At 71.9% G+C, this 23,115-nt stretch carries 27 protein-coding genes and 2 pseudogenes; 18 read left to right on the forward strand and 11 right to left on the reverse strand.

Annotated features, from left to right (window positions below; all coding sequences use genetic code 11):
* Nucleotides 1-71: 71 nt before the first annotated feature.
* Nucleotides 72-1,520: an amidohydrolase family protein gene (locus U5640_RS00745; protein ID WP_340373848.1), complete on the reverse strand. Its 1,449-nt coding sequence runs from the start codon at nt 1,518-1,520 to the stop codon at nt 72-74.
* A 264-nt stretch (nt 1,521-1,784) separates the two neighbouring features.
* Here U5640_RS00745 and U5640_RS00750 point away from each other — a divergent pair, with 264 nt between their 5' ends.
* The 5 genes and pseudogenes from U5640_RS00750 to U5640_RS00770 all read left to right on the forward strand — a co-directional run bounded on the left by U5640_RS00750 (nt 1,785) and on the right by U5640_RS00770 (nt 6,293).
* Nucleotides 1,785-2,606: an IclR family transcriptional regulator C-terminal domain-containing protein gene (locus tag U5640_RS00750; protein WP_340373849.1), complete on the forward strand. Its 822-nt coding sequence runs from the start codon at nt 1,785-1,787 to the stop codon at nt 2,604-2,606.
* Between the two features lie 71 nt (nt 2,607-2,677).
* Nucleotides 2,678-3,869 (forward strand): annotated as a pseudogene (locus U5640_RS00755) (CaiB/BaiF CoA-transferase family protein).
* On the forward strand, nt 3,862-4,722 hold the full coding sequence (locus U5640_RS00760; protein ID WP_340373850.1) for a citryl-CoA lyase: 861 nt from the start codon (nt 3,862-3,864) through the stop codon (nt 4,720-4,722). The pseudogene U5640_RS00755 and the gene U5640_RS00760 overlap by 8 nt, the downstream one beginning before the upstream one ends.
* Nucleotides 4,723-4,779: 57 nt before the next feature.
* Nucleotides 4,780-5,637 carry a dioxygenase gene (locus U5640_RS00765; RefSeq protein WP_340373851.1) on the forward strand — a complete coding sequence of 286 codons (858 nt, stop codon included), beginning with the start codon at nt 4,780-4,782 and terminating at the stop codon, nt 5,635-5,637.
* 5 nt (nt 5,638-5,642) lie between these two features.
* Entirely contained in the window at nt 5,643-6,293 is a 651-nt protein-coding gene (locus U5640_RS00770) for a YdcF family protein (protein WP_340373852.1), read from the forward strand.
* A 94-nt stretch (nt 6,294-6,387) separates the two neighbouring features.
* On the opposite strand, the gene U5640_RS00775 is transcribed toward U5640_RS00770, so the two are convergent.
* Nucleotides 6,388-6,648, reverse strand: a complete 261-nt coding sequence (locus U5640_RS00775; protein ID WP_340373853.1) for a hypothetical protein — start codon at nt 6,646-6,648, stop codon at nt 6,388-6,390.
* A gap of 340 nt (nt 6,649-6,988) precedes the next feature.
* Here U5640_RS00775 and U5640_RS00780 point away from each other — a divergent pair, with 340 nt between their 5' ends.
* The 3 genes from U5640_RS00780 to U5640_RS00790 are packed head-to-tail and all read left to right on the forward strand — an operon-like array spanning nt 6,989 to nt 8,724.
* Nucleotides 6,989-7,651: a hypothetical protein gene (locus U5640_RS00780; RefSeq protein WP_340373854.1), complete on the forward strand. Its 663-nt coding sequence runs from the start codon at nt 6,989-6,991 to the stop codon at nt 7,649-7,651.
* 3 nt (nt 7,652-7,654) lie between these two features.
* Nucleotides 7,655-8,071 carry a phage holin family protein gene (locus U5640_RS00785; RefSeq protein ID WP_340373855.1) on the forward strand — a complete coding sequence of 139 codons (417 nt, stop codon included), beginning with the start codon at nt 7,655-7,657 and terminating at the stop codon, nt 8,069-8,071.
* Nucleotides 8,047-8,724 carry a DUF3618 domain-containing protein gene (locus U5640_RS00790; protein ID WP_340373856.1) on the forward strand — a complete coding sequence of 226 codons (678 nt, stop codon included), beginning with the start codon at nt 8,047-8,049 and terminating at the stop codon, nt 8,722-8,724. Before U5640_RS00785 ends, U5640_RS00790 begins: the two co-directional genes overlap by 25 nt.
* Before the next feature lie 131 nt (nt 8,725-8,855).
* On the opposite strand, the gene U5640_RS00795 is transcribed toward U5640_RS00790, so the two are convergent.
* The gene (locus U5640_RS00795; protein WP_340373857.1) at nt 8,856-9,512 is read right to left on the reverse strand and encodes a type III effector protein; all 657 of its coding nucleotides are present in this window, start codon (nt 9,510-9,512) and stop codon (nt 8,856-8,858) included.
* A 126-nt stretch (nt 9,513-9,638) separates the two neighbouring features.
* Here U5640_RS00795 and U5640_RS00800 point away from each other — a divergent pair, with 126 nt between their 5' ends.
* From U5640_RS00800 to U5640_RS00810, 3 genes are all read left to right on the forward strand, one after another.
* Nucleotides 9,639-10,070, forward strand: a complete 432-nt coding sequence (locus tag U5640_RS00800) for an Hsp20/alpha crystallin family protein (RefSeq protein ID WP_340373858.1) — start codon at nt 9,639-9,641, stop codon at nt 10,068-10,070.
* 98 nt (nt 10,071-10,168) lie between these two features.
* On the forward strand, nt 10,169-10,564 hold the full coding sequence (locus U5640_RS00805; RefSeq protein WP_340373859.1) for a DUF2267 domain-containing protein: 396 nt from the start codon (nt 10,169-10,171) through the stop codon (nt 10,562-10,564).
* Between the two features lie 68 nt (nt 10,565-10,632).
* On the forward strand, nt 10,633-11,070 hold the full coding sequence (locus tag U5640_RS00810) for a DUF2267 domain-containing protein (protein ID WP_340373860.1): 438 nt from the start codon (nt 10,633-10,635) through the stop codon (nt 11,068-11,070).
* Between the two features lie 74 nt (nt 11,071-11,144).
* Here U5640_RS00810 and U5640_RS00815 read toward each other — a convergent pair whose 3' ends face one another.
* The 3 genes from U5640_RS00815 to U5640_RS00825 form a co-directional block, all read right to left on the reverse strand.
* Nucleotides 11,145-12,182: a hypothetical protein gene (locus U5640_RS00815; RefSeq protein WP_340373861.1), complete on the reverse strand. Its 1,038-nt coding sequence runs from the start codon at nt 12,180-12,182 to the stop codon at nt 11,145-11,147.
* 229 nt (nt 12,183-12,411) lie between these two features.
* Nucleotides 12,412-13,101, reverse strand: a complete 690-nt coding sequence (locus U5640_RS00820) for a polysaccharide deacetylase family protein (protein WP_340373862.1) — start codon at nt 13,099-13,101, stop codon at nt 12,412-12,414.
* Nucleotides 13,098-13,772, reverse strand: a complete 675-nt coding sequence (locus U5640_RS00825) for a glycoside hydrolase family 11 protein (protein WP_340373863.1) — start codon at nt 13,770-13,772, stop codon at nt 13,098-13,100. Before U5640_RS00825 ends, U5640_RS00820 begins: the two co-directional genes overlap by 4 nt.
* Before the next feature lie 180 nt (nt 13,773-13,952).
* Here U5640_RS00825 and U5640_RS00830 point away from each other — a divergent pair.
* Nucleotides 13,953-14,219 (forward strand): annotated as a pseudogene (locus tag U5640_RS00830) (hypothetical protein); the annotation flags it as partial.
* A 90-nt stretch (nt 14,220-14,309) separates the two neighbouring features.
* Here the strand turns inward: U5640_RS00830 and U5640_RS00835 are convergent.
* Complete coding sequence (locus U5640_RS00835; RefSeq protein WP_340385690.1) at nt 14,310-14,633, reverse strand: hypothetical protein; 324 nt, start codon at nt 14,631-14,633, stop codon at nt 14,310-14,312.
* 65 nt (nt 14,634-14,698) lie between these two features.
* Here U5640_RS00835 and U5640_RS00840 point away from each other — a divergent pair, with 65 nt between their 5' ends.
* The 5 genes from U5640_RS00840 to U5640_RS00860 all read left to right on the forward strand — a co-directional run bounded on the left by U5640_RS00840 (nt 14,699) and on the right by U5640_RS00860 (nt 19,018).
* The gene (locus tag U5640_RS00840) at nt 14,699-15,016 is read left to right on the forward strand and encodes a substrate-binding domain-containing protein (protein WP_340373864.1); all 318 of its coding nucleotides are present in this window, start codon (nt 14,699-14,701) and stop codon (nt 15,014-15,016) included.
* Between the two features lie 330 nt (nt 15,017-15,346).
* The gene (locus U5640_RS00845; RefSeq protein ID WP_340373865.1) at nt 15,347-15,763 is read left to right on the forward strand and encodes a transglycosylase SLT domain-containing protein; all 417 of its coding nucleotides are present in this window, start codon (nt 15,347-15,349) and stop codon (nt 15,761-15,763) included.
* A 138-nt stretch (nt 15,764-15,901) separates the two neighbouring features.
* On the forward strand, nt 15,902-16,036 hold the full coding sequence (locus tag U5640_RS00850) for a hypothetical protein (protein WP_340373866.1): 135 nt from the start codon (nt 15,902-15,904) through the stop codon (nt 16,034-16,036).
* A gap of 34 nt (nt 16,037-16,070) precedes the next feature.
* On the forward strand, nt 16,071-17,999 hold the full coding sequence (locus tag U5640_RS00855; protein WP_340373867.1) for an ABC transporter ATP-binding protein: 1,929 nt from the start codon (nt 16,071-16,073) through the stop codon (nt 17,997-17,999).
* The gene (locus U5640_RS00860; RefSeq protein ID WP_340373868.1) at nt 17,996-19,018 is read left to right on the forward strand and encodes a serine/threonine-protein kinase; all 1,023 of its coding nucleotides are present in this window, start codon (nt 17,996-17,998) and stop codon (nt 19,016-19,018) included. Before U5640_RS00855 ends, U5640_RS00860 begins: the two co-directional genes overlap by 4 nt.
* Here U5640_RS00860 and U5640_RS00865 read toward each other — a convergent pair.
* The 4 genes from U5640_RS00865 to U5640_RS00880 all read right to left on the reverse strand — a co-directional run bounded on the left by U5640_RS00865 (nt 18,993) and on the right by U5640_RS00880 (nt 21,475).
* Nucleotides 18,993-19,208, reverse strand: a complete 216-nt coding sequence (locus U5640_RS00865) for a DUF4177 domain-containing protein (RefSeq protein ID WP_067253445.1) — start codon at nt 19,206-19,208, stop codon at nt 18,993-18,995. The genes U5640_RS00860 and U5640_RS00865 overlap by 26 nt on opposite strands.
* A 121-nt stretch (nt 19,209-19,329) precedes the next feature.
* Nucleotides 19,330-19,896, reverse strand: a complete 567-nt coding sequence (locus tag U5640_RS00870) for an isochorismatase family cysteine hydrolase (RefSeq protein WP_340373869.1) — start codon at nt 19,894-19,896, stop codon at nt 19,330-19,332.
* Nucleotides 19,897-19,917: 21 nt separating this feature from the next.
* Complete coding sequence (locus tag U5640_RS00875) at nt 19,918-20,874, reverse strand: LLM class F420-dependent oxidoreductase (protein WP_340373870.1); 957 nt, start codon at nt 20,872-20,874, stop codon at nt 19,918-19,920.
* Between the two features lie 124 nt (nt 20,875-20,998).
* Nucleotides 20,999-21,475 (reverse strand): SRPBCC family protein, encoded by a 477-nt coding sequence (locus U5640_RS00880; protein WP_340373871.1) that lies wholly within the window; start codon nt 21,473-21,475, stop codon nt 20,999-21,001.
* A gap of 89 nt (nt 21,476-21,564) precedes the next feature.
* Here U5640_RS00880 and U5640_RS00885 point away from each other — a divergent pair, with 89 nt between their 5' ends.
* Entirely contained in the window at nt 21,565-23,115 is a 1,551-nt protein-coding gene (locus tag U5640_RS00885) for an FAD-dependent oxidoreductase (protein WP_340384854.1), read from the forward strand.

The raw sequence follows: 23,115 nt of genomic DNA on the forward strand, positions 1-23,115 counted from the left end.
CCCGGACCGGATCAGGGGCCCGACATGCCCCGCTCCTGCTCCCGGCCCTCGACGGCAGAGGGCCCGTCGGTTCAGCCGCGGTGCGTCGTCGCGCTGCGGTAGTCCGTGTAGGTGTAGGGGTTGTCGAGGACCTTGGCCTCGGGAACGTCGGGGTTCATGCCCTTCGCCCAGGCCTCCTCCCCCAACGTCGATCGCAGGTGCTCGACGGTCCGTTCCACCTCGCGCCGGACCGCCGCCAGGTCGACGTCGAGCAGCCGGTGGTCGTGCTTGACCACCCGGCCGTCGACGACCACGGTGTGCACGTCTCCCCGCTGGGCCTGGAACGCCACGTGTCCATAGGGGTTGAGCACCGGGAAGGACACCGGCGAGTGGTCGTTCTTCAGCAGGACCAGGTCGGCCTTCTTGCCCTCCTCGACGCTGCCCAGGTCGTGGGCGCGGCCGAGTGCCCTGGCGCCGCCGAGGGTCGCCCATTCCACGACCTGGTCGGCGCGCAGGGCGCAGTGGGTGACGGTCTCGCCCTTGGCGTGGGCGTCCAGGTGCTCGCGGGCGCGGTCGGCGCCGAGGGTGGTGCGCATGGCGGAGAACAGGTCGCCGCTCCACCACACGCTCGTGTCCATCGACAGGGAGACCGGGATGTCGTGGGAGCGGATCGCCCAGGTCGTCGGATAGCCCTGTCCGGCGCTCTGCTCGCTCTCCGTGGACACCGAGATCGAGCCGCCGGTCGCCGCGATGCGGTGGTAGGAGTCGGCCGAGAGGGTCGAGGCGTGCACATAGACCGTCTCGGGGGTCATGAACCCGTGCTCGTGCATCAGCCGGATGCCGTCGTCGTCGGTGGCGCCCCAGACGCCGGCGTGGGTGGTGACCGCGACCCCCAGTTCGCGTGCCACTTCGAAGGCGGGCTTCTCGGGGAAGGCCGGGTCGCCGGTGACGTCGAAGGCGAGCTGGAAGCCCAGCATGTCGTCCCCGGTGATCCGGCGGCGGACGAAGTCCCGGAACTCCGGTGCCGCCGTCCACTCAGCGGGCGCCTGCTGGATGTTGCCGTAGGCGAGGACGAACCGGCCGGGCACCGCCTCCAGCGCGTCCACCGCGGCGTCCGCGTGGTCGACCGTCTGCAGGCCGTGCGACCAGTCGACGACCGTGGTCACCCCGGCGTCCAGGGCCTCTACGGCGGCCAGGAGGTTCCCGGCGTGCACGTCCTGGGGGCGGAAGGCCCGGCCGTGTTCGAGGTAGTACCAGACGAAGTACTGGGTCAGGGTCCAGTCGGCTCCGTACCCTCGCATCGCCGTCTGCCACATGTGCCGGTGAGTGTCGATCATGCCGGGCATCACGATGCCGCCGGACGCGTCGATCTCCGCCGCCGCCTCCGGGACGGCGAGGTGCGGGCCGACGGCGGCGATCCGGTCGCCGATCACGAGCACGTCCGTACCGGCGAGCACTCGGCGCGTGCCGTCCATGGGCAGCACCGTGCCGCCGCGAAGGACGACGGGACGTCCCGCCGGGAACGGGGTGGACTCGCTCATCTGAATCTCCGACTCTCCATCGGACAATCGTCCGTACAGCGGCAGATGGTGTCAGCCGATGGTGGTGAGAGCCGGGTTCCGGTGTCAATACTCGACGCAGGACGGATGCAGTACCAGAATTGCCAGCAGGATGTCCGCCTGGCGGACGAGCCGACGGTCTACTGTCGGGCGGCAGCGGAAGGCCCGCCTTCTCGCTGCGTAGAGTGCTTCGACGCGCTGTCCGGGACGCGGACGGGCGCGGTCGACCACGTGGAGAGGAACGTCATGCCGCGCGAAGGAACCGGACCCGATTTCATCGAGGCGCTGGCCCGGGGCCTGGAGGTCATCACCGCGTTCCGGCCGCGGCAGCCCGTGATGTCGCTGGCCGAGGTGGCGGGGGCGACAGGCCTGGCCCGGCCGACCGTGCGCCGGATCCTGCTCACCCTCACCGAGCTGGGATACGTCCAGCAGCAGGCCGGCGGTTTCGCCCTGACCCCGCGCGTCCTCGACCTCGGCGTGGCCTACGTCCGCTCGATGGGCCTGTGGGACGTGGCCCGTCCCCACCTGGAACGACTGGTCCGGCGCACGAACGAATCCTGCTCGATCGCCCAGCTCGACGGTTCGGACATCGTCTACGTCGCCCGGGTGTCCGTTCCCAAGATCGTCACCCTCGCGGTGCAGATCGGCACCCGTTTCCCCGCGCTGCCCACCTCGCTGGGCAAGGTCCTGCTGGCCGCGCTGCCGCCGGACGAGGCGGCCCGGGTCCTCAGCGAGCCGAGCCGGTCGGGCCTGGAGCCCGTGTGGCGGCCGGACCGGCCCGACTGGGAGGCCGAGCTGCGCGAGGTCCGGGCACGCGGCTGGGCCATGACCGACCAGCAGCTGGCCCGGGGCATTCGCTCGGTGGCCGCTCCCCTGCGCGACGGCTCGGGCCGGGTCGTCGCGAGCGTCAACGTCAACGCGCATGCCGCGGAGACCTCCACGGACGTCCTCCTCGACGACTACCTGCCGCTCCTCCTGCAGACCGCCGGCGAGATCAGTCTGGACTTCGCCCGGCTGGAGTCCGTACCCCACACCGTCCAGTCGGCGGGTGCGGTCACGCAGCCTTGACGCCCTCCCGTTCGCGACACAGAATCGCTAGACGGACACTCGTCCGCTGAGCGGACAGAGAGGCGGGGTCGATGTCGCAGAGCGCCAAGACCGCTCGGTCCGGCACCGCGGGACCGCTTTCCGGGGTGCTGGTGGCGGACTTCTCGCGGATCCTCGCCGGGCCGTACGCCACGATGCTGCTCGCCGACCTGGGTGCCGACGTCGTCAAGGTCGAAGGACCGCACGGCGACGACACCCCGGACCTGGACCCCTCCGGCACGCGGCGAGGCCTCCACCTACTACCTGGGGATCAACAGGGGGAAGCGTTCGATCACCCTCGATCTGCGCGACGAGCACGACGCCGAGCTCGCCCGTGACCTCGCCCGCCGGGCGGACGTCCTGATCGAGAACCTCAAGCCCGGCGGCATGGCGAAGTACGGACTGGACTACGAGTCGGTGCGCCCGGACAACCCCGGGCTGATCTACACCTCGATCACCGGCTTCGGCGCCGGACCCGGCCGCCACGTCCCCGGCTACGACCTCATGGTGCAGGCCGTCTCCGGGCTCATGAGCCTGACCGGCGCCCCCGACGGACCGCCCTACCGGGCCGGGATCTCCGTGTTCGACGTCATGGCCGGCAACCACGCCGTCATCGGCGTCCTCGCCGCACTGCGGCACCGGGACACCACGGGCGCGGGCCAGCTCGTCGAGGTGAACCTGCTGTCCTCGGCGCTGACCGGACTGGTGAACCACAGCTCGGCCTATGTCGCCGGCGGCACCGTGCCGTACCGCATGGGCAACGCCCATCCCAGCGTCTTCCCGTACGAGCCGCTGCCCACCGCCGACAACGACCTCATCGTGACCGCCGCGAACGACGGCCAGTTCCGCAAGCTCTGTGAGGTCCTCGGCATACCGGAGGTGGCCGACGATCCGCGTTTCGCGCACAACGCCGACCGCACCGCCCACCGGGAACAGCTGCGGCCGCTGCTGGTGGAGAGGCTGGTGACACGCGGCGCGACCGAGTGGTTCGAAGCGCTGGTCGAGGCGGGCGTGCCCAGTGGTCCGATCAACACCGTCGACGGCGGGTTCGCGATGGCCGAGCGCTTCGGACTCGACCCGGTCGTCACCGTCGGCGAGGGCGACCGCGCGGTGCCCACGACCCGGCATCCGATCCGGTTCTCCGCCACCCCCGCCACCTACCGGCTCCCGCCTCCCGAACTGAACGAACACGGCGACGAACTGCGCAGGTGGCTGTCCGGGACCGAGGGGGACGAGCATGTCTGAGCCGACGAGCACGTCCGAGCCGACGTCACGCCCGGTCTACCCCACCGCCCTGGGCGCGTCCGACCTGAGGACGATCACCCTGCTCGGGCACGACCTGGCCGAGGACGTCATGGGCAAGGTCGGCTTCGGTGAACTCTCCTTCTGGCTGGCCACCCAGCGACGGCCCACCCCCGGCGAGACACGCGTCTTCGAGGCGGTGCTCGCCGCACTCGCCGACCACGGCTTCACCCCCACCGCCATCGTCACCCGCCTGACCTACCTGTCGGCACCGGACTCGGTGCAGGGCGCGCTCGCCGCCGGCCTGCTCGGCGGCGGATCACGCTTCCTCGGTGTCACCGAGGACACCGGCCGCTTCCTGCACGACGTGCTCGAATCCCTGGCCGGCGCCCTTCCCACCCACGACACGGGCTGGGACGAGGTCGCGCTGCGCACCGTCCGAGAACAGCGCGCGGCCGGCGCGTTCGTCCCCGGGCTGGGGCACCACGTGCACAAGGAAGGCGATCCCCGTACGCCACGGCTGATGCGCCTCGCCCGGGAGGAAGGCGTCCTCGGTCCGCACCTGTCCCTGTTCGCCGCCATCGGCAGGGTCCACCCGGCCGTGCTGAACAGAACACTCCCCCTCAACGGCGCGGGGGTCTGCGGAGCCGCCCTCGCGGACCTGGGTCTCCCGCTGCCGCTGCTGCGCGGCTTCGCCCTCCTGGCCCGTACCGCCGGGCTGATCGGCCAGCTCGCGGAGGAACTGCGCCGTCCGGTCGCCCGGGACGTCTTCCTGTCCGTCGACCGCAACAACACCCCCGTCCCGCCGGATCCGTACGTGCCGGAACCGTTCCCGCAGGGGCGGCGCGAGGACTGATCCCTCGACCGTCGCGACCGTCGCCGCCGTCCACCCGCAGAGCAAGGAGCAGCAACCGTGTCCGTCGACGAGGACAGCATCACCGAGCTGGCCGTCCAGCGCTGGGCCACCGCGCACTCCCCGCGGCTGGGCGAACTCATGACCGCTCTGGTCCGCCATCTGCACGCCTTCGCGCGAGAGGTGCGGCTCAGCGAGGACGAGTGGGCGGCCGCGATCGAGTGGCCGACCGCGGCCGGCCAGACCTGTGACGACAAGCGCCAGGAGCTGATCCTCACGTCCGACGTGCTCGGACTGAGCATGCTCGTCGTGCAGTTGAACAACAGGTTCTCGCTGCGGGCCACCCCGGCCACGGTGCTCGGGCCGTTCCACATCGACGGTTCCCCGACCGCGCCGTACGGTTTCGACATGTCGGACGGCATCGAGGGGACTCCGCTCTTCATCACGGGCAAGGTGACGGACACCGAGGGCACCCCCCTCCCGGGCGCCGTGCTCGACGTCTGGCAGGCCGACGCCGACGGCGCGTACGAGGCCCAGATCCCCGAGATCGACGAGGCGCGCCTGCGGGCCAAGTACCGCGCCCGTGAGGACGGTACGTACTGCATCCGCACCATCGCACCGCGCGGCTACGCGATACCCATGGACGGCCCCGTCGGTGATCTGGTGCGCCGGACGGACATCAGCCATTTCCGGCCCGCGCACGTCCACTTCCTCCTCCACGAGCCCGGCCACCGGAGACTGGTCACGCACCTGTTCCAGGAGGGCAGTGCACACCTCGCGTCCGACGTCGTCTTCGGCACCAAGGACGCGTTGATCGTCCGATTCGCGGAACGGCCCGCGGGTGCGGCGCCCGACGGCACCGCGGTCGACGTTCCCCATCTGCACGCGGAGTTCGACTTCGTCCTGCAGCCCGGCTGATCCGCATGCGGCGCAGGAGCGGATGGGTGTGGGCGGGGGTTGCCGCCCTGGTCTGGGGCGAGTGGTTGAACTGGCGCTGGTCCCGCGCTCTCGTGGGGAACCGCGAGGGCGTTTCCGAGGCCGTGGTCGTCCTGGGGTACCGGAATCACCAGGAGAGCGTGAACGTGATCAACCGTTGGCGGGTCCGTGCCGGGATTCGCTCCGTCTCCGCTGACGGCGCGCACGGGACTCTGGTGGTCTTCAGCGGCGGCGACACGGGCAGCGGCACCGCTGAGGCCAGGCTGATGGCGGACTACGCGAGGTCGGTGCTCGCGTTCGACGGCCCCGTGCTCCTCGAGGACCGCAGTTCGACGACGTGGGAGAACATCACGAACGTGATCCCGCTGATCGAGGACGTCGACCGCATCAAGATCGTCTCCCAACCGGCCCATGCGCTCAAGGCCCGGGCGTACCTGCGGCGGCAGCGCCCCGATCTGGCGGAGCGGCTGGTGCGCGCGGACGACTACCGTCCCGGCGAGTGGACGGTCGTCAAGCCGCTGCTGGCTCTGTACGGGCTGTGGACGCTCCGCCGTCTCCGCGCCGACGAACGTCAGCGGCGCCAGGCGGCGCTGCGCCAATCCCGCTCGTGGGGAGGGTTCACGGACGGGTGGAGGTAGCAGTCGTCGCAGCCGAGTTCGAAGATGCCGCTGTCGGCGATGACGTCCATGACGGCAGCGTCGGGCACTGCGATCCCGTCGGCGAAGAGTGCGGTCACGACGTGCGACGTGCCGTTGTCGACCACGGCGCGGCCGAAGTGGACGAGGACCGCGTCCGGGTCCGCCCGTTCATGGCGGGGCCGCGGGCGACGTCGCGGATCCACCGGACGAGGCCCGGGTTGGACATCACCGAGTGGACGAGCCGGTTGGTGTCCTCGGCCCGGCGGGGTTCGAGGCGCTCGCCCCGGACGTACTCCGCGAGGATCTGGGCGGGGTCGGTGACGAACTGCTCGCGGAGCAGGAAGTCCGATCCCATCTCCTTGAACAGCGCCTCCGCCCTGCGTGCCGCCGCGCACCACCGAGTGCCGTACCGACTGCCGTCCTGCCCTGCCCGCCGTTCCTGTCCGTGAGGTCCGCGCCCGCTCCGCTCCCGCTCGTCGCGACGCCGCCACTCGTCGGGCGGCCCGGCCGGTCGGAACGTATCCACTCGTAGGGGAGATATGCCGCATACCAGTCCTGTTCGGCTCGCTCGTTCACCGCGACGGCCGAAGAGGCTCGATGCACAAATTCGTGTCGCAAGAGGTGTGAAGCGACACAAAGCAGTCACTCGCGTAGAGGACTCATAAAACCTCCAGGGTGGGCGAGGAGTGTGACCGATGAGTGAGGCAGCGCAGGACGACAGGACGAGGGTGCGGCAGACCGGTGAGGCGGCCAGGACGGAGGCCTCGGCCACGGCCGGTCAGGCCAAGCAGGCCGCCGAGCGCATCGGGGGAACCGCGGTGGACCAGGCCAGGACTGTGGCGGGTGAGGCCCGCCGGCAGGTGGGCGCGGTGGCGGGCGACCTGCGGAGCCGCGCGATGAACGAGGCCGAGCAACAGAGCAGGCGGGCGGTCGGCTCCCTGCATCAGTGGGCGGAGGATCTCGCGGGGCTCGCGGAGAACGCGACGGGCGACTCGCCCGCGCGCAGGCTCGCGGCCCAGGCAGCCGACGGCGGGCACCGGGCCGCCGACTATCTGGAGGAACAGGGGGTCGACGGAGTCCTCACCGACATGCAGGACTTCGCCCGCCGACGCCCCGGCATGTTCCTGGGCGGCGCGTTGCTGGCGGGACTGCTCGTCGGCCGCCTGGTGAAGGCGGCGGCACAGACCGACGGAGCCTCCGGCGCATCCGGGGACGGGGCCGACACGGGGCGCCGAGGGCAGAGGGCACTGGGCTCGCCGGCTCCGACGGCGCTGCCGACCGGTCCTCCGCCCGAGGCGCAGCCGTCCGTCGGCAGGCCGCCGGGTGGGGCACCGAACCGTCCGGTTCCGGGGGTGTGAGGGATGTCGTACGTCCCGTCACGCCCGGTGGAGGCGAACGGTGGGGAGAGGTCGGTGGGCGAACTGCTGTCCGCGGTGACCTCGGACGTCCAGACCCTGTTCCGGCAGGAGGTGGAACTCGCCAGAACCGAGGTCAAGGAGGAGGCAACCAAGGCGGGCAAGGCGGCCGGCATGTACGGCGGCGCCGGGTTCGCCGGCTACATGGTGCTGCTGTTCCTCTCGCTGGCGGCCGTGCTGGGCCTGTCCAACGTGATGGACGGCGGCTGGGCCGCCCTGATCGTCACCGCCGTGTGGGCCGTGATCGCAGGGGTCCTGTACCAGCGGGCCCGCACCCGGATGCGCACCGTGTCGCCGAAGCCGGAGCAGACCGTCGACACCCTGAAGGAGAATGCACAATGGGCACGTCACCCGACCAGATGAGGGCCGAGATCAGCTCCACCCGGGACCGTTTGGCCGCGGATGTGGACCGGCTCGCGGACCGGACCAGCCCGCGCCGCCTGGCCCGACGCCGTACCCGCAGGATGCGCGGCGCCGTCTCGGGCATGCGGGACCGGGTCATGGGAACGGCCTTCGAGACCGCCCACGGGGTCGGCAGCGGCGCGCAGTCGATGGCCGGGTCGGTGCAGGAGGGCACCCAGCAGGCCGTGGGCACCGCACGCGAGGCCGCGGGCCAGGCCGGCGAGGCGGTGCGGCAGGCCCCGGAACAGGCGATGCGGCAGACCCGGGGCAATCCGCTGGCTGCGGGGCTGATCGCTTTCGGTGCCGGTCTGCTGGCATCGTCGATGCTGCCCACGTCCGAGTTGGAGCGGGAGAAGTCCGGCGACCTCATGGAGCGTGGGGGCGAGGCGCTGGAGCCGGTGAAGGAGGCCGCCCTGGACTCCGCGCAGAACCTGAAGGAGGGCACCAAGGAGGCTGCGCAGAGCGCGGTGCAGGAGGTGACGGACACCGCCAAGGAGGGTGCCCGCGCCACCCAGGACGAGGCCGGCGCGCAGGCCGGTCACCTGGCCGACCAAGCGCGCGACTCGGCCGGACACGTCGCCTCCGAAGCCCGTCAGGAGCCTGGACCCGGCTGAGGCCGCGACAGACCGCTCGGAGGCAGGGAGGCACCCGCGGTCGCCTCCCTGCCTCCTGTATGCCTGCGAGGCGCGGCGGCGGGCGGGTCCGCTGTCGCGCTCCGACGGGATGCGCGACGCCCGTCGCCGGGTCAGGCGGGGGTGTCGGGTCGCAGTGGGGCGGACTGCGTGAGGGTGTCGAGTCTGGCGGCCAGGTCGGGGTGGGTGGCCGTCAGGTACGGGCGGGCGACGGACAGGGGGTGGAGGAGGGTCGAGGGGTCGTCGTGGGCGAGGGCGGCGTCGAGTCGGCCGAGCGGCAGCCGCGCGGCGGCCGGCAGGTCGGTGAGGGCGGTGATCTGGCCGGCGATGCGGCGCAGGTCGGCCGCGTTGCGGCGGGCCCAGGCAGCGACGGTGCGGTCGGCGGCCCGGCGTTCCCGGGTGGCCTGCACGCGCTGTTCGCCGGTACTGCCCTCGGGACCGGGACGGTTGCGCAGGTAGCGGCGCTCGGCCGCCTGACGGCTGGCGACGCCGAGGGGTTCGGCGAGGTCGGCCCAGCTGGCTCCCGCGTCGCGGGCCGTTTCGATCAGGCCGGTCTCCCATCCGGCGAGCTGCTCGCGCACCTGCCGCAGGAGCAGGAGGGAGGCGAGGGCCGCCTCCGGACCGGGGCCGGCGTCGACGGCGCCGGAGGTCACCTGCCGGGCGGCGTGCAGGCTTTCGGCTATGGCCCGGAGCGCCGCCTCGGCGGCCAGGAACGAGGCCGGGCCGGGGATGTCGGCGCTGGACGAGGGCGGCTGATCGGCTGTCGTCACGGGCACCTCCTCGATGTGTCATCGTTCGGACGACGGAGCGTTTGTCATCCATCGGATGACATGCTACAACGGTTTCCGTGAGGCGCATTGGCAGTGACTGCCGCAACCCACTGGAGGTGTTTGACCGTGTTGATGCGCACCGACCCCTTCCGGGAGCTCGACCGCCTGGCCCAGCAGCTGACGGGCCCGGGTACCTGGTCCCGTCCGACCCTCATGCCGATGGACGCCTACCGTGAGGGCGACGAGTACGTGGTGGCGTTCGACGTCCCCGGCGTCAGCCCCGAGGCGATCGACATCGACGTCGAACGGAACATGCTGACCGTCAAGGCCGAGCGCCGGCCCGTGACGAAGGCCGACGATGTGCAGATGGAACTGTCGGAGCGGCCGCTGGGTGTCTTCTCCCGCCAGATCGTCCTGGCCGACACGCTGGACACCGAGCGCATCAAGGCCGACTACGACGCCGGCGTGCTCACCCTGCGCATCCCGATCGCCGAACGGGCCAAGCCCCGCAAGATCGCAATCGGCGGCGGGTCCGACCGCCGGGAGATCTCCGGCTGAGCCGGACCGGCACGGGCCGAACAGCGGCGGAGGACGGGCACCGGATCTCCCCCTCCCGTCCTCCGCGCCGACGGAGGGGAAGAAGGGCGGCGGCGGACGTGACGCTGCGACGGGAGGCGTTCCTCGACCAGGTGCGGGAACGCGGCGAGTACGAGACCCCGCAGGAGGCGGACCGGGCGGCCCGCGTGGTCCTCGCCCTGCTGGGCGCGCACCTGGTCGGCGAGGTGCGCGCCCGACTGGCGGCGCGGCTGCCGGACGAGTTCGCCCTGATCCTGCTCAATCCGCTGCAGAGCGCGGAACCGCTGCCACCGGAGCGGTTCGTGCGGGCCACGGCGGCCTGGATCGAGGGAGCCACCTCCCAGACCGCGGCCTGGGACGTCGGCGCCGTGCTCAGCACGGTCGCCGACGCGGTCGGCGAGGACCTGCTGCGCGAGATCCTGCTCCAGCTCCCGTACGGCTACGACCTCCTCTTCGGGCGCCCCCAGCCCACCTGAAACCACGCCGGTGTCCGCCCACGCGGGCACCGGCACGACGACCTGATCGCGAGAAAGGCAACCACCCAGTGATGTCCGACCGGCGTGCGCCGCTGCGGCACCTGCCCGCGATGACATACGAGCACCTGCTGGAAAAGGTCCGCCAGGAAGGCGCCTACCCGAGCCGGGAGAAGGCCGAAGCAGCCGTCCACCTGGTTCTTTCGGGGCTCGGGCGCCAGCTGACGGGCGACGAACGCGTCGACCTGGCGGCCCGCCTGCCCCTCGAAGCGGCCCGTGTCCTCACCCGACAGATTCCCGACACGCAGCCCCTCACCGGCTGGGGCTTCGTCAAGGACCTGGCGGCCCGCGCCGGCGCACCGCTCGGAACCACCCGCTGGGACACCGGCTCCGTCCTGAGCGCCGTCGCGGCCCTGTCCGGCCCCGACCTGCTGAGCCGCATCCTGGACCGGCTCCCCTCCGGCTACGCGCTCCTGTTCGGCCGGGCCGAACTCACCCGGGCCGCCTGAGACTCACCCGCGCGAGACCGGCGCCTCGCCCCCCGCATGGGCGGGGGGCGAGGCGCCCGTACGCACTCCGGATGTCAGCGCGGCTCGTCCTTTCCGGTGTTCTCGCGCGGCAGGAGGGTCTGGCGGGCCCAGAGACCCAGGAGGGCCATCCCGCCGACCAGCATCGGCACCGGGTCACCTGCGGGAGGAGCCAGCACGTACCCCAGCACCGTGACCGTGCAGACCGTCAACGGAATGAACGCCGCCGCGCTCTCCATCCCCCAGCGCAACGTCGGCTGAGCCGTGTCCAGCACCTTCGCGCCACCGGGCACCCAGGGACCTGCGGCGACCACGAGCAGACCGACGGTGTTGCAGACGCCCGCCGGCAGAGAGGGCATCACCTCGGGGCCGTGCGGACCGACCGTCCACAGGCGCAGCGTGTCGCCGGTCAGCATGAGGGACAGCCCGACGATCCCCACCCACAAGGTGGCTCTGCGGTCGCTCCGTACGAGACGGCGCAGGGCGAACAGAAAACTGAGGAACAGGACCTCCGCCCCCCACAGGACTCCCACCATTCCGGTGCCCAGCCGCCAGCCGCCCGTGGCACCCCGCACCAGGACCCAGACCGTCATGAACACGGCCCCCGCCGTGACCACCCCGTCCAGCACCCGCCGCAGCCACACCCTCCGGCCGGTGCCGGCATCGGCCGCGACCACCAGGCCCGCCATCCCCAGGCCGGACGCCAGCGTCAGCCCGACGACCACCACCGGGCCGAGCAGCGAGGGCTCGCCAGGCCCGGTCCCCGCAGGCCCGGCCGACAGCACGTTGACCGCCTCGCGGTACACACCCCCCGCGACCGCCGACCCTCCCAACAGCAGCAGCCGCGTCCGCACCCGTCCGGCCACCCCCCACGCGCGGAGCAGCAGGGAGAGTGCCAACCCGCAGCACGCGGCGGTCGGCCCGAAGGCCACCGTCCACGCTGCCGCGCTCCCGGCCGCCCCAGGCCGGGTCAACATCAGCGCCGCACCCAGGACACCGGCCACGCCCAGCGCGCCCCAGGCCCACGCCCCGGTTCGCCGGCAGCGGCCCGCCCGGCCCCCGAGCACGTCCGGCGACTTGCCCAACCCCGCCATCAGGTGCGCCTTTCGCCCCGTCCCCCGTCCGCCGGGCATGCAGCACCCGGATCCCTGCAGAGACGGTAGAAGACACACCACCCGTCCCGACCTGAACGCTCAGGTCATTCACCCGTACTGCTTAAGGACGGGGAGGGCGCCGACCTCGGCTCGTATGCGCGGGGTCGGCCGTGGGAGGGTGGAGGCCGACGGGCGCCGGCCGTGCCGGTGCGGGCCGGCCCCCACCCGGTCAGGGCGCCACCGCGCGGCCCGTCTGCGGGGAGATAGCGCCGGAGCACAGGCCGCGAGCGGCCAGCCCCTGCGCGATGCGCGGGACCGCGGCGAGCGTGTTGGCGGCCCAGTCGTGCATGAGGATGACCTGCCCGTTGGTGAGCCGCCCGGCGGCCTGCACGATCGCGTCCGTACTGGCGCCGTTCCAGTCCTGGGAGTCCACGTTCCAGATGATCTCGGTCAGGCCGTACCGGGCCTCCACCGCCTTGACCGTCGCGTTGGTCTCGCCGTACGGCGGCCGCATCAGTTTCGGCGTGCCGCCGCCCGCCGCCGCGACGGCCTGCTGGGTGCGGAGGATCTCGGAGTCGATCTGTGCCTGGCCGAGTTGGGTGAGATGGGGGTGCGTGTAGCTGTGGTTGCCCACCCACATGCCGGCCGCGACCTGGGCCCTGACCTGGGCCGGGTAGGCGGCGGCGTACCGGCCCTCGTTGAACATGGTGGCGCGCAGCCCGCTCCGCTGGAGTGCGCTCAGCAGGGCGGGGGTGTTCCCGGACGGGCCGTCGTCGAAGGTGAGTCCGACGTATCCCGCACAGGGGGCGGCCCCCGCCGGCGCGGCCTGGACGGTGAGGGTGCCGGCGGCGGCGAGCGCCAGCGCGGCCAGGGCGGTCGTCAGGGGGCGAGCGCCCGGACGCGTCCCGGCCCGGCTCATGGCGCCACCGTGATGGCGGAGCTTCCGCTGCTCTGATAGCCCTCGGTCGCGAGGATCATGTAGTACCGGAGGGTGCCGAGGGGCATCCCCGCGCGGGCCCAGGCGTCGAAGTGGTTGCCGGTGGTGATGGAGCCGCCCGTCCGCCTCGACTGCCGTACGCTCCAGTACTGGTTGAAGGTCCTGTTGCCCTCGACGGACGGCGCGTTGTACCGCGTCGTCTGGTAGATGTCGTAGGTGCCGCCGTCGCTGGTCACGGCGCCCTTGTAGGTGCCGGTCGGCCGGTAGGTGCCCCAGTTGTCGACGATGTAGTACTCGACGAGGGGGTTGGACGACCATCCGTACAGGGCCAGGTAGGCGTTGCCGGAGGGGCTGAAGGAGCCCGAGTAGTTCACGGTCCTGCGCGAACCGGTGCTCCAGCCCTTGCCGGCGACGAAGTTGCCGGTGTTGCGCCAGTTGGTGCGGTAGATGCCACCGGAGTCGAGGGTCATGGAGACCGTGCCCTGCGAGTCGGTCCAGAACGAGTAGTAGAAGCCGTTGTTCATGCCGGTCTGGTTCGAGGTGATGACCGTGGCCGCCCGGGCGGTGCCGGGCAGGGCCAGCGTCGATGCGGCGCCCAGCAGTAAGGCGCATGCGGTCCTGCGGGTCGGGGTGCGTGCGGGTTCGGCGTGCATTCGGGGGTTCCTCCTCTTCTGAGGCCTGAGTGGTCCGCAGTGTTGACCCGCCCTCTATGACTGTCAATAGTTTCGGTATCCGCTCCGAAATCTTTCGACGGCTTCTGACTACTATTGAGACAGCCCTTTCCGTCCGGGGAAAGCAAGGTCCGGAATGCATTCCGACGGCCGAGGGACCGAATGTTTCGAAGCCTTTCCGGCAAGTCCGGGAACCCGTCCCGGCACGTCGCGTCGCGGCCGGGTTCGCCGTGCGGCGGAACCGCCCGCCGTCAGGAGCCGACCGCGGCCGTTGCCGCATCGGCCGCGGTGGATGCCGCATCGCCCCCAGGGCGCGGGCGACGGCCGGATAGTGGATCTCGCCGGTGCCCGGTTCACACCGACGTGGCAAGCGCCGCCGGGATCTCCACCGCTCTCGTGTCGATCGTCATCCGCGACGTGCCCGGAGCCAGTGCCGAGACCCGCCGGCGCGTCCTGCGGATCGCCGACGAGCTGGGGTACGTCCCCGACCGGCACGCCCAGAAGCTCCGGCGGTCCAGTTCACGGGTCCTCGGCATCGTCTTCGAGCTCCAACAGCCGTTCCACGGCGATCTCGTCGAGCATCTCTACGCCGCGGCGGCACGACGCGGCAACGAAGCGTTGAGCAGCGCGGTCGCGCCGAGCCGGAACGAGGCCACGGCCGTCGACTCCCTGCTGCGCGAGCGCTGTGATGCGGCGATCCTGCTGGGCAGCCGCCCGGGCATCAGGCTCGCGGTCGACCACATGGTGGGCCTCGGGCACCGGCGGATCGCGCACATCGACGGTGCCGGTGCGCCGGGCAGTTCGGATCGCCGGCTCGGCTTCCGCGAGGGGATGGCGGAGCACGGGCTGGCCGACTTCGCCGACGTACTCGCGGGTGGTCTCACCGAGGAGGCCGGGGGGGGAAGGGCATGCGCTCCCCGCTGGACCGTCCGGTCCCGCCACCCACGGCCGTCATCGCGTTCAACGACCGGACGGCGACCGGCGTCCTGGACGTTCTCGCACGTCAGGGGCGTGACGCGCCCGGCGAGATCTCCGTCGTCGGCTACGACGACTCACGGCCGGCGAAGATCCCCCATGTGCAGATGACCACCGTGTCGCAGGACGCGCCCCTCACGGCGGACGCAGCGGTGGCCGCCGCGCTGGATCTGACCAACGGCGGCACAGCGCGGGAGACCGTCCTCACCCCCCGACCGGTCGAGCGGTCCACCACCGGCCCGGCCGCGTAAGGCCCTGAAGCGGTGAACCACCCCACATGACCCACATCACCTACTACCTGCCCTAGTTGGGCATATCGGACGCCATGCCCATGCCATCAGGGCCTCTGACCTGCACTTTGAGAGCCAGGTCACACAACAGGCCTTCACCCCAAGTACGGCCACAACTAGCAAAAGGGGTCTTTGCGGACGGCTCCCGACCCTGCTTCTCTGGACGACGTCGCACGGCACCGACCCGCCCACGGACCCCGGCGCCGACGCACGCAGGCAGCAGGACAGGCCACCGGCCGCCCACCCCACAGCGCACCGCGACCGCCATGCCCCCGAAGAAAAAGGTTCTCCGTGTCCGTCTCCGTCATCCGCCGCATCGCCAGCCCGAAGAAGGCCCTCACCACCGTCGCCCTGGCCGCCGCCACCGCCGGCATCGCCATGACCGCGGCACCGGCCCACGCGGCCACCGTGACCAGCGCCTCCCAGGCCCAGGCGATCGCGCACAAGATGATCCCGGACGCCGGCCAGTACGCCGCCTTCTCCCACATCGTCCAGCACGAGAGCAACTGGAACGTCAGCGCCACCAACTCCTCCTCCGGCGCCTACGGCCTCGTCCAGGCCCTCCCCGGCTCCAAGATGGCCTCCGCCGGCTCCGACTGGAAGACCAACGCCGCCACCCAGATCAAGTGGGGCCTGGACTACATGAACTCCCGCTACGGCAGCCCCGCCGCCGCCTGGAACTTCTGGCAGGCCAACGGCTGGTACTGAGCCACCCCGACGGCGCCCCCCTCACGGCGCCCACCGGAACAAGAATTTCTTACCGAAATCGCAATCTCGCGGCAGAGGTCGGTCGTATGTCCTAGTGAACCGGTGTCCAAGTGAACCGGTGAGACGAAGGGAAAGACCATGTCCCTCTTCAGTCACCTGGCACCCGCCAAGAGGCACTCCAAGGACAGGAAGTCCACGACCAGCATGAACGGGAGGACGTCCCACCAGCGCAAGCACCTCCGCCGTACGTCGAGCACCGGCACCCACAAGTGACACCAGGACGACGTCCGGGAAAGTCGCGATTCTCGTGAGACTCCGCCGTCGCCCCGCCCGCAGCGCCGCCCTGTTCGCGGCGCTGCGACGGTCGTTCACCGTCGCGGAGCAGGAGGGCGAACAGCTCGTCGCCGCTGCGCCGGCCCTGCCGGTGCGGGAGGTCTTCCGGCGGTTCTGGCCCTACACGCGCGGCGGGCGGTGGTGGCTGCTGCCCCTCGTCGCCTTCTGTGTCGTCGGCCCCGCCATCGACGCGGCCGAGATATGGCTGTTCAAGGTGGTGGTGGACGAGGTCCTCGTCCAGCGCGACCTCGGTGCGTTCCCGTCGATCGCCCTGGCCTACGTCGGGCTCAGTCTGGCCTCGGGCCTCGTGTCGTTCGCCGACGACGTGACCTCCGTCTGGGTCGGTGAGCGTTTCCTGCTCGCCCTGCGGGCGGACGTCTTCCGGCATGTGCAGGGTCTCTCGCTCGGCTTCTTCGAGCGACGCAGGCTCGGCGACGTCCTGGCCCGGGTGACCGGTGACGTCGACGCCGTCGAGACGTTCCTGCTCTCGGGCGTGGCCCAGGCACTCTGGTACGTGATGCGGCTCGGGATCTTCCTGGGCATGCTCTTCTACCTGAGCTGGGACCTGACGCTGTTCGCCCTCGTCGTCGTGCCCCTGTTCTGGTGCGCGGCCCGGTACTTCTCCCGGCTGGTGAAGGCCGCCTCCCGGGAACGCCGCCGACGCAGCGGCTCCGTCAGCGCGATCGCCGAGGAGGTGCTGGGCAACATCGCCCTGGTCCAGGCGTACAACCGCCAGGAGTGGGAGCAGGGCAGGTTCCAGCGCGAGATCCTCGGACGCTACCGCGCCACCATGGCCTCGACCAGGATCCGTGCCGTGTTCGGGCCGTTGGTCGACCTGGTCGAGCTGAGCGGGGCCCTCCTGGTGATGGGCCTGGGCACCTGGCAACTGGCCCGAGGCCGTCTCACCCTGGGCGAGCTCCTGATCTTCCTGACCCTGCTCGGCAAGCTCTACAGCCCGATCCGGGGCATGTCCCACCTGTCCGGCACCTTCTACGCGGCGTCCGCCGCCGCGGAGCGGATCGCCGAACTGCTCGACCAGCGTCCGGTGGTGGCCGAGGTCTCCCGTCCGGCCAGGAGCGGGCGCGCTCGCGGGTACGTGGAGTTCGACGGCGTCGGCTTCACCTATCCGGGCACCGACCGGCCCGCGTTGTGCGACGTGTCGTTGCGGGTGGAACCCGGACAGACCCTGGCGCTGGTCGGGGCCAGTGGCGCGGGGAAGTCCACCGTCGCCAAGCTGCTGCTGCGCTTCTACGACCCCGAGTTGGGCACCGTCCGGCTGGACGGCACGGACCTGAGGAGCCTGCGGCTCGCCGACGCCCGGGACAACGTGGCCGTCGTGCTCCAGGAGACGCTGGTCCTGCACGGCACCGTGCGCGAGAACATCCTCTACGGCCGTCCGGACGCCAGTGAGCGGGAGGTCGTCGCGGCGGCCCGCGCGGCGGACGCGCACGACTTCGTCACCGCTCTGCCCGAGGGGTACGACACCGTCGTGGGCCAGCGGGGCAGGCTGCTCTCCGGAGGCCAGCGGCAGCGCCTGGCGATCGCCCGGGCCATGATCCGGGACGCGCCCGTCCTCGTCCTGGACGAGCCGACCACCGGCCTGGACGCGGTGTCGGGCCGACGCGTGATGGAGCCGCTGCGCCGGCTGATGTCCGGCCGTACCACGCTCCTCATCTCCCACAACCTGCTCACCGTCCGGGACGCCACCTCGATCGTGGTCCTGGACCACGGCCGGGTCGTCGAACAGGGCACCCACGACGACCTGCTGCTGAGCGGCAAGGCCTACGCGCGGCTGCACCGGCTGCACGCTGCCCCGGAGACCGCCGCCACCGTCTTCGCCCCCACCCCGGCCACCCCGGCCACCCCGCCCTCCACTCCCTCCACGACCAAGGCCTTCCCGTGAGCCCCGCGCACCTCGCCCCGCCGCGAGCGGTCCCCCGGCACCGGACCGCCCCGCCGTCCGCACCTCTTCCGCCGGGGGCGAGCCCGGTGGCCGGATACGAGATCCTCGCCCATCTGACCAGGACCGGCTGGCTCGACGTGTACGACGCCTGGAGCGACGAGCGGGACTGCCGCTGCCTGCTGAAGACGCTGCGTCCGGACCGCCGGCACGAGACGCGGCTGCGTGAACGGCTCCTGCGCGAAGGCCGCTGGCTGCAGGGGTTCAGCCACCCGCATCTGGTCCGCGCCTACGAGACCGGTGAGGCACCCGAGCCGTACGTCGTCCTGGAGACACTGAGCGGTGAGACCGTCGCCCACCTCGTCGGTCGCCTGCACCGCAGGCTCGCCGCCCCTGACGTGGCCTTCCTGGGCCTGCACCTGTGCTCCGCGCTGCACTACCTGCACGGCCGGGACCTGCTGCACCTGGACGTCAAGCCGTCGAACGTGATCGTCGACCGCGGGCGGGCCGTACTCCTCGACCTCAGCGTCGCCCGCCCGCCGGGGCCCGCGCCCCCCGGCATAGGCACCCCCTGCTATCTCGCCCCCGAGCAGGCACGGGGTGGCGGCCTGTCCGCCGCCGCGGACGTCTGGGGCGTGGGGATCACCCTGTACGAGGTCGCCACCGGCGGCCTCCCCTTCCCCGAGGTCACCACGACCACGACGGGCGGGGAGCCGTCCGGGGACACCGATGCCGGCACCCCGTCCGCTTCGGCCGGCCGGAGCGGACGCGCCACCTACGACCGGCAGGCCCGCTACCCGCAGCTGGAGGGCCGGGCCGCGCCGGTGAGTACCCTGCGCCGTCTGCCGTGTGCGCTCGCCGCCGCCGTCGACGCCTGTCTGGAACCGGACCCCGCCGCCCGGCCGGACATCGGTTCCCTCGCCGCGGAGTTCGACGCGCTGCTGCCCTCCCACCGCAAGGACGTGGAACCGACGCCCTCCGCGCCGACCGATGCGGTCAGCCGCGCGGACGCTCGAAGGTGAGGAGCAGGCCCTCGACGGCGCCTGGTCCGATACGGCCCTTGACGTCGGCGGACGTGATGGCCTTGAGGCCCCAGCCGTCCTCGGCGTGCTTGTTGAGGACCTTCTCCAGCTTGTCGCTGTCCAGGGCGTCGCCGATCAGCGATTCCCGGAACGTGACGACCTTGTACTCGTAGACGTGCGGACTGCTCATGACGGTGTCCTCCTGCCGGCCGGGCCGGGTCGGGTGCGATGGCCGGAACCAGCCAATCACACGCTTCATCAGGTGCCTTCCGCACCCCGCGTCCTGTCTTCGGGTCGACATGCCGCCTGCGTCAGGCCCGGGGACGGAAGTCGACCTCCTTCGCGGGCACGATCCGGGCGCCCATGTTGCGCTCCATCATGTCCAGCGCGGCGCTCCCGAGCCCGGGGTGGATGGAGGCGACGGCGTCCCTCGGCACCGTGACGTCGAGATGGCGGATGTGCGCGTCCAGCGCGGAGTACAGGACGCACTGCTCGGTGACCTGGCCCGTCAGCACCACCGTGCCGACGCCCAGTTGCCACAGCAGATAGGACACGGGCGTGTCGTAGAAGATCGAGTGTCTGGCCTTGACCACGAAGAGGGAGTCGTCGTCCGGTCTGATCGGCTCGACCAGGTCGGCGTGGGGCCGGGCGAGAGCGGCTGCCACGAGTTCGCCGTGGTGGGAGCGCCAGAGCCCGAAGTTGTCGTTCACGTAGACGACCGGCACGCCCGTGTCGCGGGCCCGGCCGATCAGCTCCGCGAGCACCGGTACGACCCGTGCGACGGAGGGCGTCAGCAGCTCGGCGTCCTCGTGGTCGTAGGTGTTGATCATGTCGATCACGACGAGCGCGTTGCCGTCCGTCGCTCCGGGCCCGGGCACGGCGTCCACCTCCTCGTGCGGTCAGCCGCGCAGCTGCGGCAGGACCTTGGTGCGGTAGAAGTCGAAGAAGCCCTGCTGGTCCTTGCCGATCTGGCCGACGTACACGCCGTCGAAGCCGGCGTCCACGAACTCCGCCACCGCCTCGGCGTGGACGTCGGGGTCGTCGCCGCAGGGCACCGACCCGGCCACCTGGTCCTCGGTGACCAGCTGTGTCGCCTGCTCAAAGTGGCGGGGGGTGGGCAGGATCTGCGCGAGTTCGCCCGGCAGCTGCTCGGTGGCCCACAGCCGGTGTGCGGTGCGGACCGCCTCCCGCTCGTCGGCGCCCCAGCAGACCTTGAGACCGCCGTAGACCGGCTTGGTGCCGCCGCCACCGCTGCGGAATCGGTCCACCAGGGACTGGTCGGGCATCATCGTGATCAGGCCGTCGCCGATCCGCGCGGCCACCTCGGCGGCCTGCGGACCGAAGGCGGAGACGTCGATCGGCACGGGCGCGTCGGGGAGCGTGTACAGGCGGGCGTTCTCCACGGTGTAGTGCTTGCCGCGGTGGCTGATCTGCTCACCGGTGAAGAGCCGCCGGATGATCTGCAGTGCCTCCTCCAGCATCTCCAGCCGTACCGGCGCCTCGGGCCACCCGCTGCCGAGGATGTGTTCGTTCAGCGCCTCGCCGGTGCCCACCCCCAGCCGGAAGCGCCCGTCCAGCTGTACGGCGCTGGTGGCGGCCGCCTGCGCGATCACCGCGGGGTGGGTGCGCACGAGGGGGCAGGTCACCGCCGTCTCGATCGGGAGCGACACCGCCTGTGAGAGCGCGCCGATGACCGACCACACGAAGGGGCTCTGGCCCTGGCCGTCGTGCCACGGGTGGTAGTGGTCCGAGATCCACAGGGAGTCGAAGCCGGCGTGCTCGGCCATGCGCGCCTGCTCGACCAGTTCTGCCGGGGTGTGCTCCTCGCACGCGAGGAAGTATCCGAGCTCTGTCATCGTCCCTCCCGGGGACCGGTTCTCCGATGGACCCTCGTCGGGTACCCCGTCCCCGTGATGTCTGTCGGACGCGCCGCGAGGGCCGCCTGCGGGCGGCCCTCCCTGCGGCTTCGGACGGGGCGGTTCAGAGCGGTGCGCCGGGGTCCCCGGGGCGGATCCGGCCGCGCCAGGCACCGGTCGCGCCGTCGCCGCGCTCGACGTAGTCCTTGAAGCGCCGCAGGTCGCCCTTGACCCGGCGGTCGATCATGCCGAGCATGTCCGCGCCCTTCTCGACGGCGCCGCTGGGCTCCACGTCCATGCTCAGCTCCACCCGGGTCCGGTCCTCGCCCAGCCGCTGAAAGCGCACCGAGCCGCGCTGCTCGCTGTCGCCCCCGACGGAACGCCAGGTGATCCGGTCGTCGGGCATCTGGTCGACGATCTCGGTGTCGAACTCGCGGCGCACCCCGCCGATCTTCGTGACCCAGTGGTTGTGCCGGTCGTCGAGCTGCCTGACCTCCTCGACGCCCTCCATGAAGTCCGGGAAGTGCTCGAACTGGGTCCACTGGTTGTAGGCGGTGTGGACGGGGACCTCCACGTCCACCGACTCCTTGACCGTGCTCATGTGGTCCTCCTCGGTTCGGATGGGTGACGTCCGCCGAGTACCCGGAAGGAGCGATGAACACGTCATCGCATCCCGGGTACTCGGCGGCCATGGACACGCACGGAGGAATCAGGGGCTCGTACTGGATGGAGACGGCGCCGCCCGGCGCCCCCTCCCCCGCGCCCGCCGGTGACCTCGCCGTCGACGTGGCGGTGATCGGGGCCGGCATGGCGGGGCTGAGCACGGCCTGGGAACTGGTCCGGCAGGGACGCTCGGTGGCCGTGCTGGAGGCCGGACGGGTCGCCGCAGGGGTCACCGGCCACACGACGGCCAAACTGACCGCGCTGCACACGCTCGTGTACGACCGGCTGCGCCGCACCCGGGGGGCGGAGGGAGCCCGGCTGTACGCGCGTTCGCAGTCCGAGGCGATCCGGCACGCCGCCGGGATCGTCGAGGAACTCGGCATCGACTGCGACTGGGAGGAGGCCGCCGCCTGCACCTACGCCGAGGACCCGCAGCGCACCGGGGAGCTGCGGGCGGAGGCGGACGCCGCCCGCGAGGCCGGACTTCCCGCGACGTTCGTCACCGACACGGAGCTGCCGTTCCCGGTCGCGGGGGCGGTACGGGTGACCGGTCAGGCGCAGTTCCACCCGCGGAAGTATCTGCTGGCGCTCGCGGAGGACCTGCGCCGGAGCGGTGGCACGGTGTACGAGGGCACGCGCGTCGTCGGCCTGGAGGAGGGCGAGCCGTGCGTCCTGGCGACCGACGCGGGCGTGTCCGTGCGCGCCGGGGAGGTCGTGATCGCCACCCACTACCCCGTCTTCGACCGGGCCCTGCTGTTCACCCGCCTCTCCCCGCGGCGGGAGCTGGTGGTCGCCGGGACCGTCGAGGAGGAACGGGCGCCGCGGGACATGCACATCACCCCGGAGCAGGCCACGCGGTCCGTGCGCAGTGCGCCGTACGGCGACGGCAGGCGGCTGCTGATCGTCACGGGCGAGCACTTCACCCCCGGCACCGCCGACGTCGAGGAGCGGTACGCCCGGCTGTGGGCGTGGGCGGCCGACCGGTTCTCAAGCTTCGCGCCCACGCACCGCTGGGCCGCCCAGGACAACGACTCCACCGACTCGGTGCCGCTGGTCGGGCGGTTCCACCCGGGCAGCCGGCACACCTGGGTCGCCACCGGTTTCGGCGGCTGGGGGCTCAGCGGCGGTGTCATGGCCGGCACCCTGCTCGCGGGTCTCCTCGACGGCCGCCCGCCGGACTGGGCGGGGCTGTACGACCCGCGCCGGCTGGCGTCCGTCGTCCGGGAGGGCACGACGTTCCTGAAGCACCAGGCCCAGGTGGCCCGGCACTTCGTCGGCGACCGGCTGCCGCCGGTCACGGGACCGGCGCCCGAGGACCTCGCTCCGGGCCAGGGGGCCGTGGTGCGGCTCGGCGGGCGGCAGTGCGCCGTGCACCGCGACGACAGCGGTCAGCTGCACGCGGTCTCCGCCCGGTGCACGCATCTCGGCTGTGTGGTGGCGTTCAACCAGGCCGAACGGGCCTGGGAGTGCCCGTGCCACGGCTCCCGGTTCGCCCCCGACGGCGGTGTCCTGCAGGGCCCCGCGGTCCAGCCCCTGGAGAAGCGCGACATCCGGACGGCCCCGCCCGGCGAGGAGTGA

Origin of the sequence: Streptomyces sp. SS7 (genome assembly GCF_037993025.1) — a bacterium.
Taxonomy (GTDB): Bacteria; Actinomycetota; Actinomycetes; order Streptomycetales; family Streptomycetaceae; genus Streptomyces.

Excerpts from the sequence above, each read along its gene's own strand:
- U5640_RS00745 (WP_340373848.1), bottom strand. The coding sequence starts at position 1,520 with ATGAGCGAGTCCACCCCGTTCCCGGCGGGACGTCCCGTCGTCCTTCGC.
- U5640_RS00750 (WP_340373849.1), top strand. The coding sequence starts at position 1,785 with ATGCCGCGCGAAGGAACCGGACCCGATTTCATCGAGGCGCTGGCCCGG.
- U5640_RS00760 (WP_340373850.1), top strand. The coding sequence starts at position 3,862 with ATGTCTGAGCCGACGAGCACGTCCGAGCCGACGTCACGCCCGGTCTAC.
- U5640_RS00770 (WP_340373852.1), top strand. The coding sequence starts at position 5,643 with ATGCGGCGCAGGAGCGGATGGGTGTGGGCGGGGGTTGCCGCCCTGGTC.
- U5640_RS00775 (WP_340373853.1), bottom strand. The coding sequence starts at position 6,648 with ATGGGATCGGACTTCCTGCTCCGCGAGCAGTTCGTCACCGACCCCGCC.
- U5640_RS00780 (WP_340373854.1), top strand. The coding sequence starts at position 6,989 with ATGAGTGAGGCAGCGCAGGACGACAGGACGAGGGTGCGGCAGACCGGT.
- U5640_RS00785 (WP_340373855.1), top strand. The coding sequence starts at position 7,655 with ATGTCGTACGTCCCGTCACGCCCGGTGGAGGCGAACGGTGGGGAGAGG.
- U5640_RS00790 (WP_340373856.1), top strand. The coding sequence starts at position 8,047 with ATGGGCACGTCACCCGACCAGATGAGGGCCGAGATCAGCTCCACCCGG.
- U5640_RS00815 (WP_340373861.1), bottom strand. The coding sequence starts at position 12,182 with ATGGCGGGGTTGGGCAAGTCGCCGGACGTGCTCGGGGGCCGGGCGGGC.
- U5640_RS00820 (WP_340373862.1), bottom strand. The coding sequence starts at position 13,101 with ATGAGCCGGGCCGGGACGCGTCCGGGCGCTCGCCCCCTGACGACCGCC.
- U5640_RS00825 (WP_340373863.1), bottom strand. The coding sequence starts at position 13,772 with ATGCACGCCGAACCCGCACGCACCCCGACCCGCAGGACCGCATGCGCC.
- U5640_RS00840 (WP_340373864.1), top strand. The coding sequence starts at position 14,699 with ATGCGCTCCCCGCTGGACCGTCCGGTCCCGCCACCCACGGCCGTCATC.
- U5640_RS00850 (WP_340373866.1), top strand. The coding sequence starts at position 15,902 with ATGTCCCTCTTCAGTCACCTGGCACCCGCCAAGAGGCACTCCAAGGAC.
- U5640_RS00865 (WP_067253445.1), bottom strand. The coding sequence starts at position 19,208 with ATGAGCAGTCCGCACGTCTACGAGTACAAGGTCGTCACGTTCCGGGAA.
- U5640_RS00875 (WP_340373870.1), bottom strand. The coding sequence starts at position 20,874 with ATGACAGAGCTCGGATACTTCCTCGCGTGCGAGGAGCACACCCCGGCA.
- U5640_RS00880 (WP_340373871.1), bottom strand. The coding sequence starts at position 21,475 with ATGAGCACGGTCAAGGAGTCGGTGGACGTGGAGGTCCCCGTCCACACC.
- U5640_RS00885 (WP_340384854.1), top strand. The coding sequence starts at position 21,565 with ATGGACACGCACGGAGGAATCAGGGGCTCGTACTGGATGGAGACGGCG.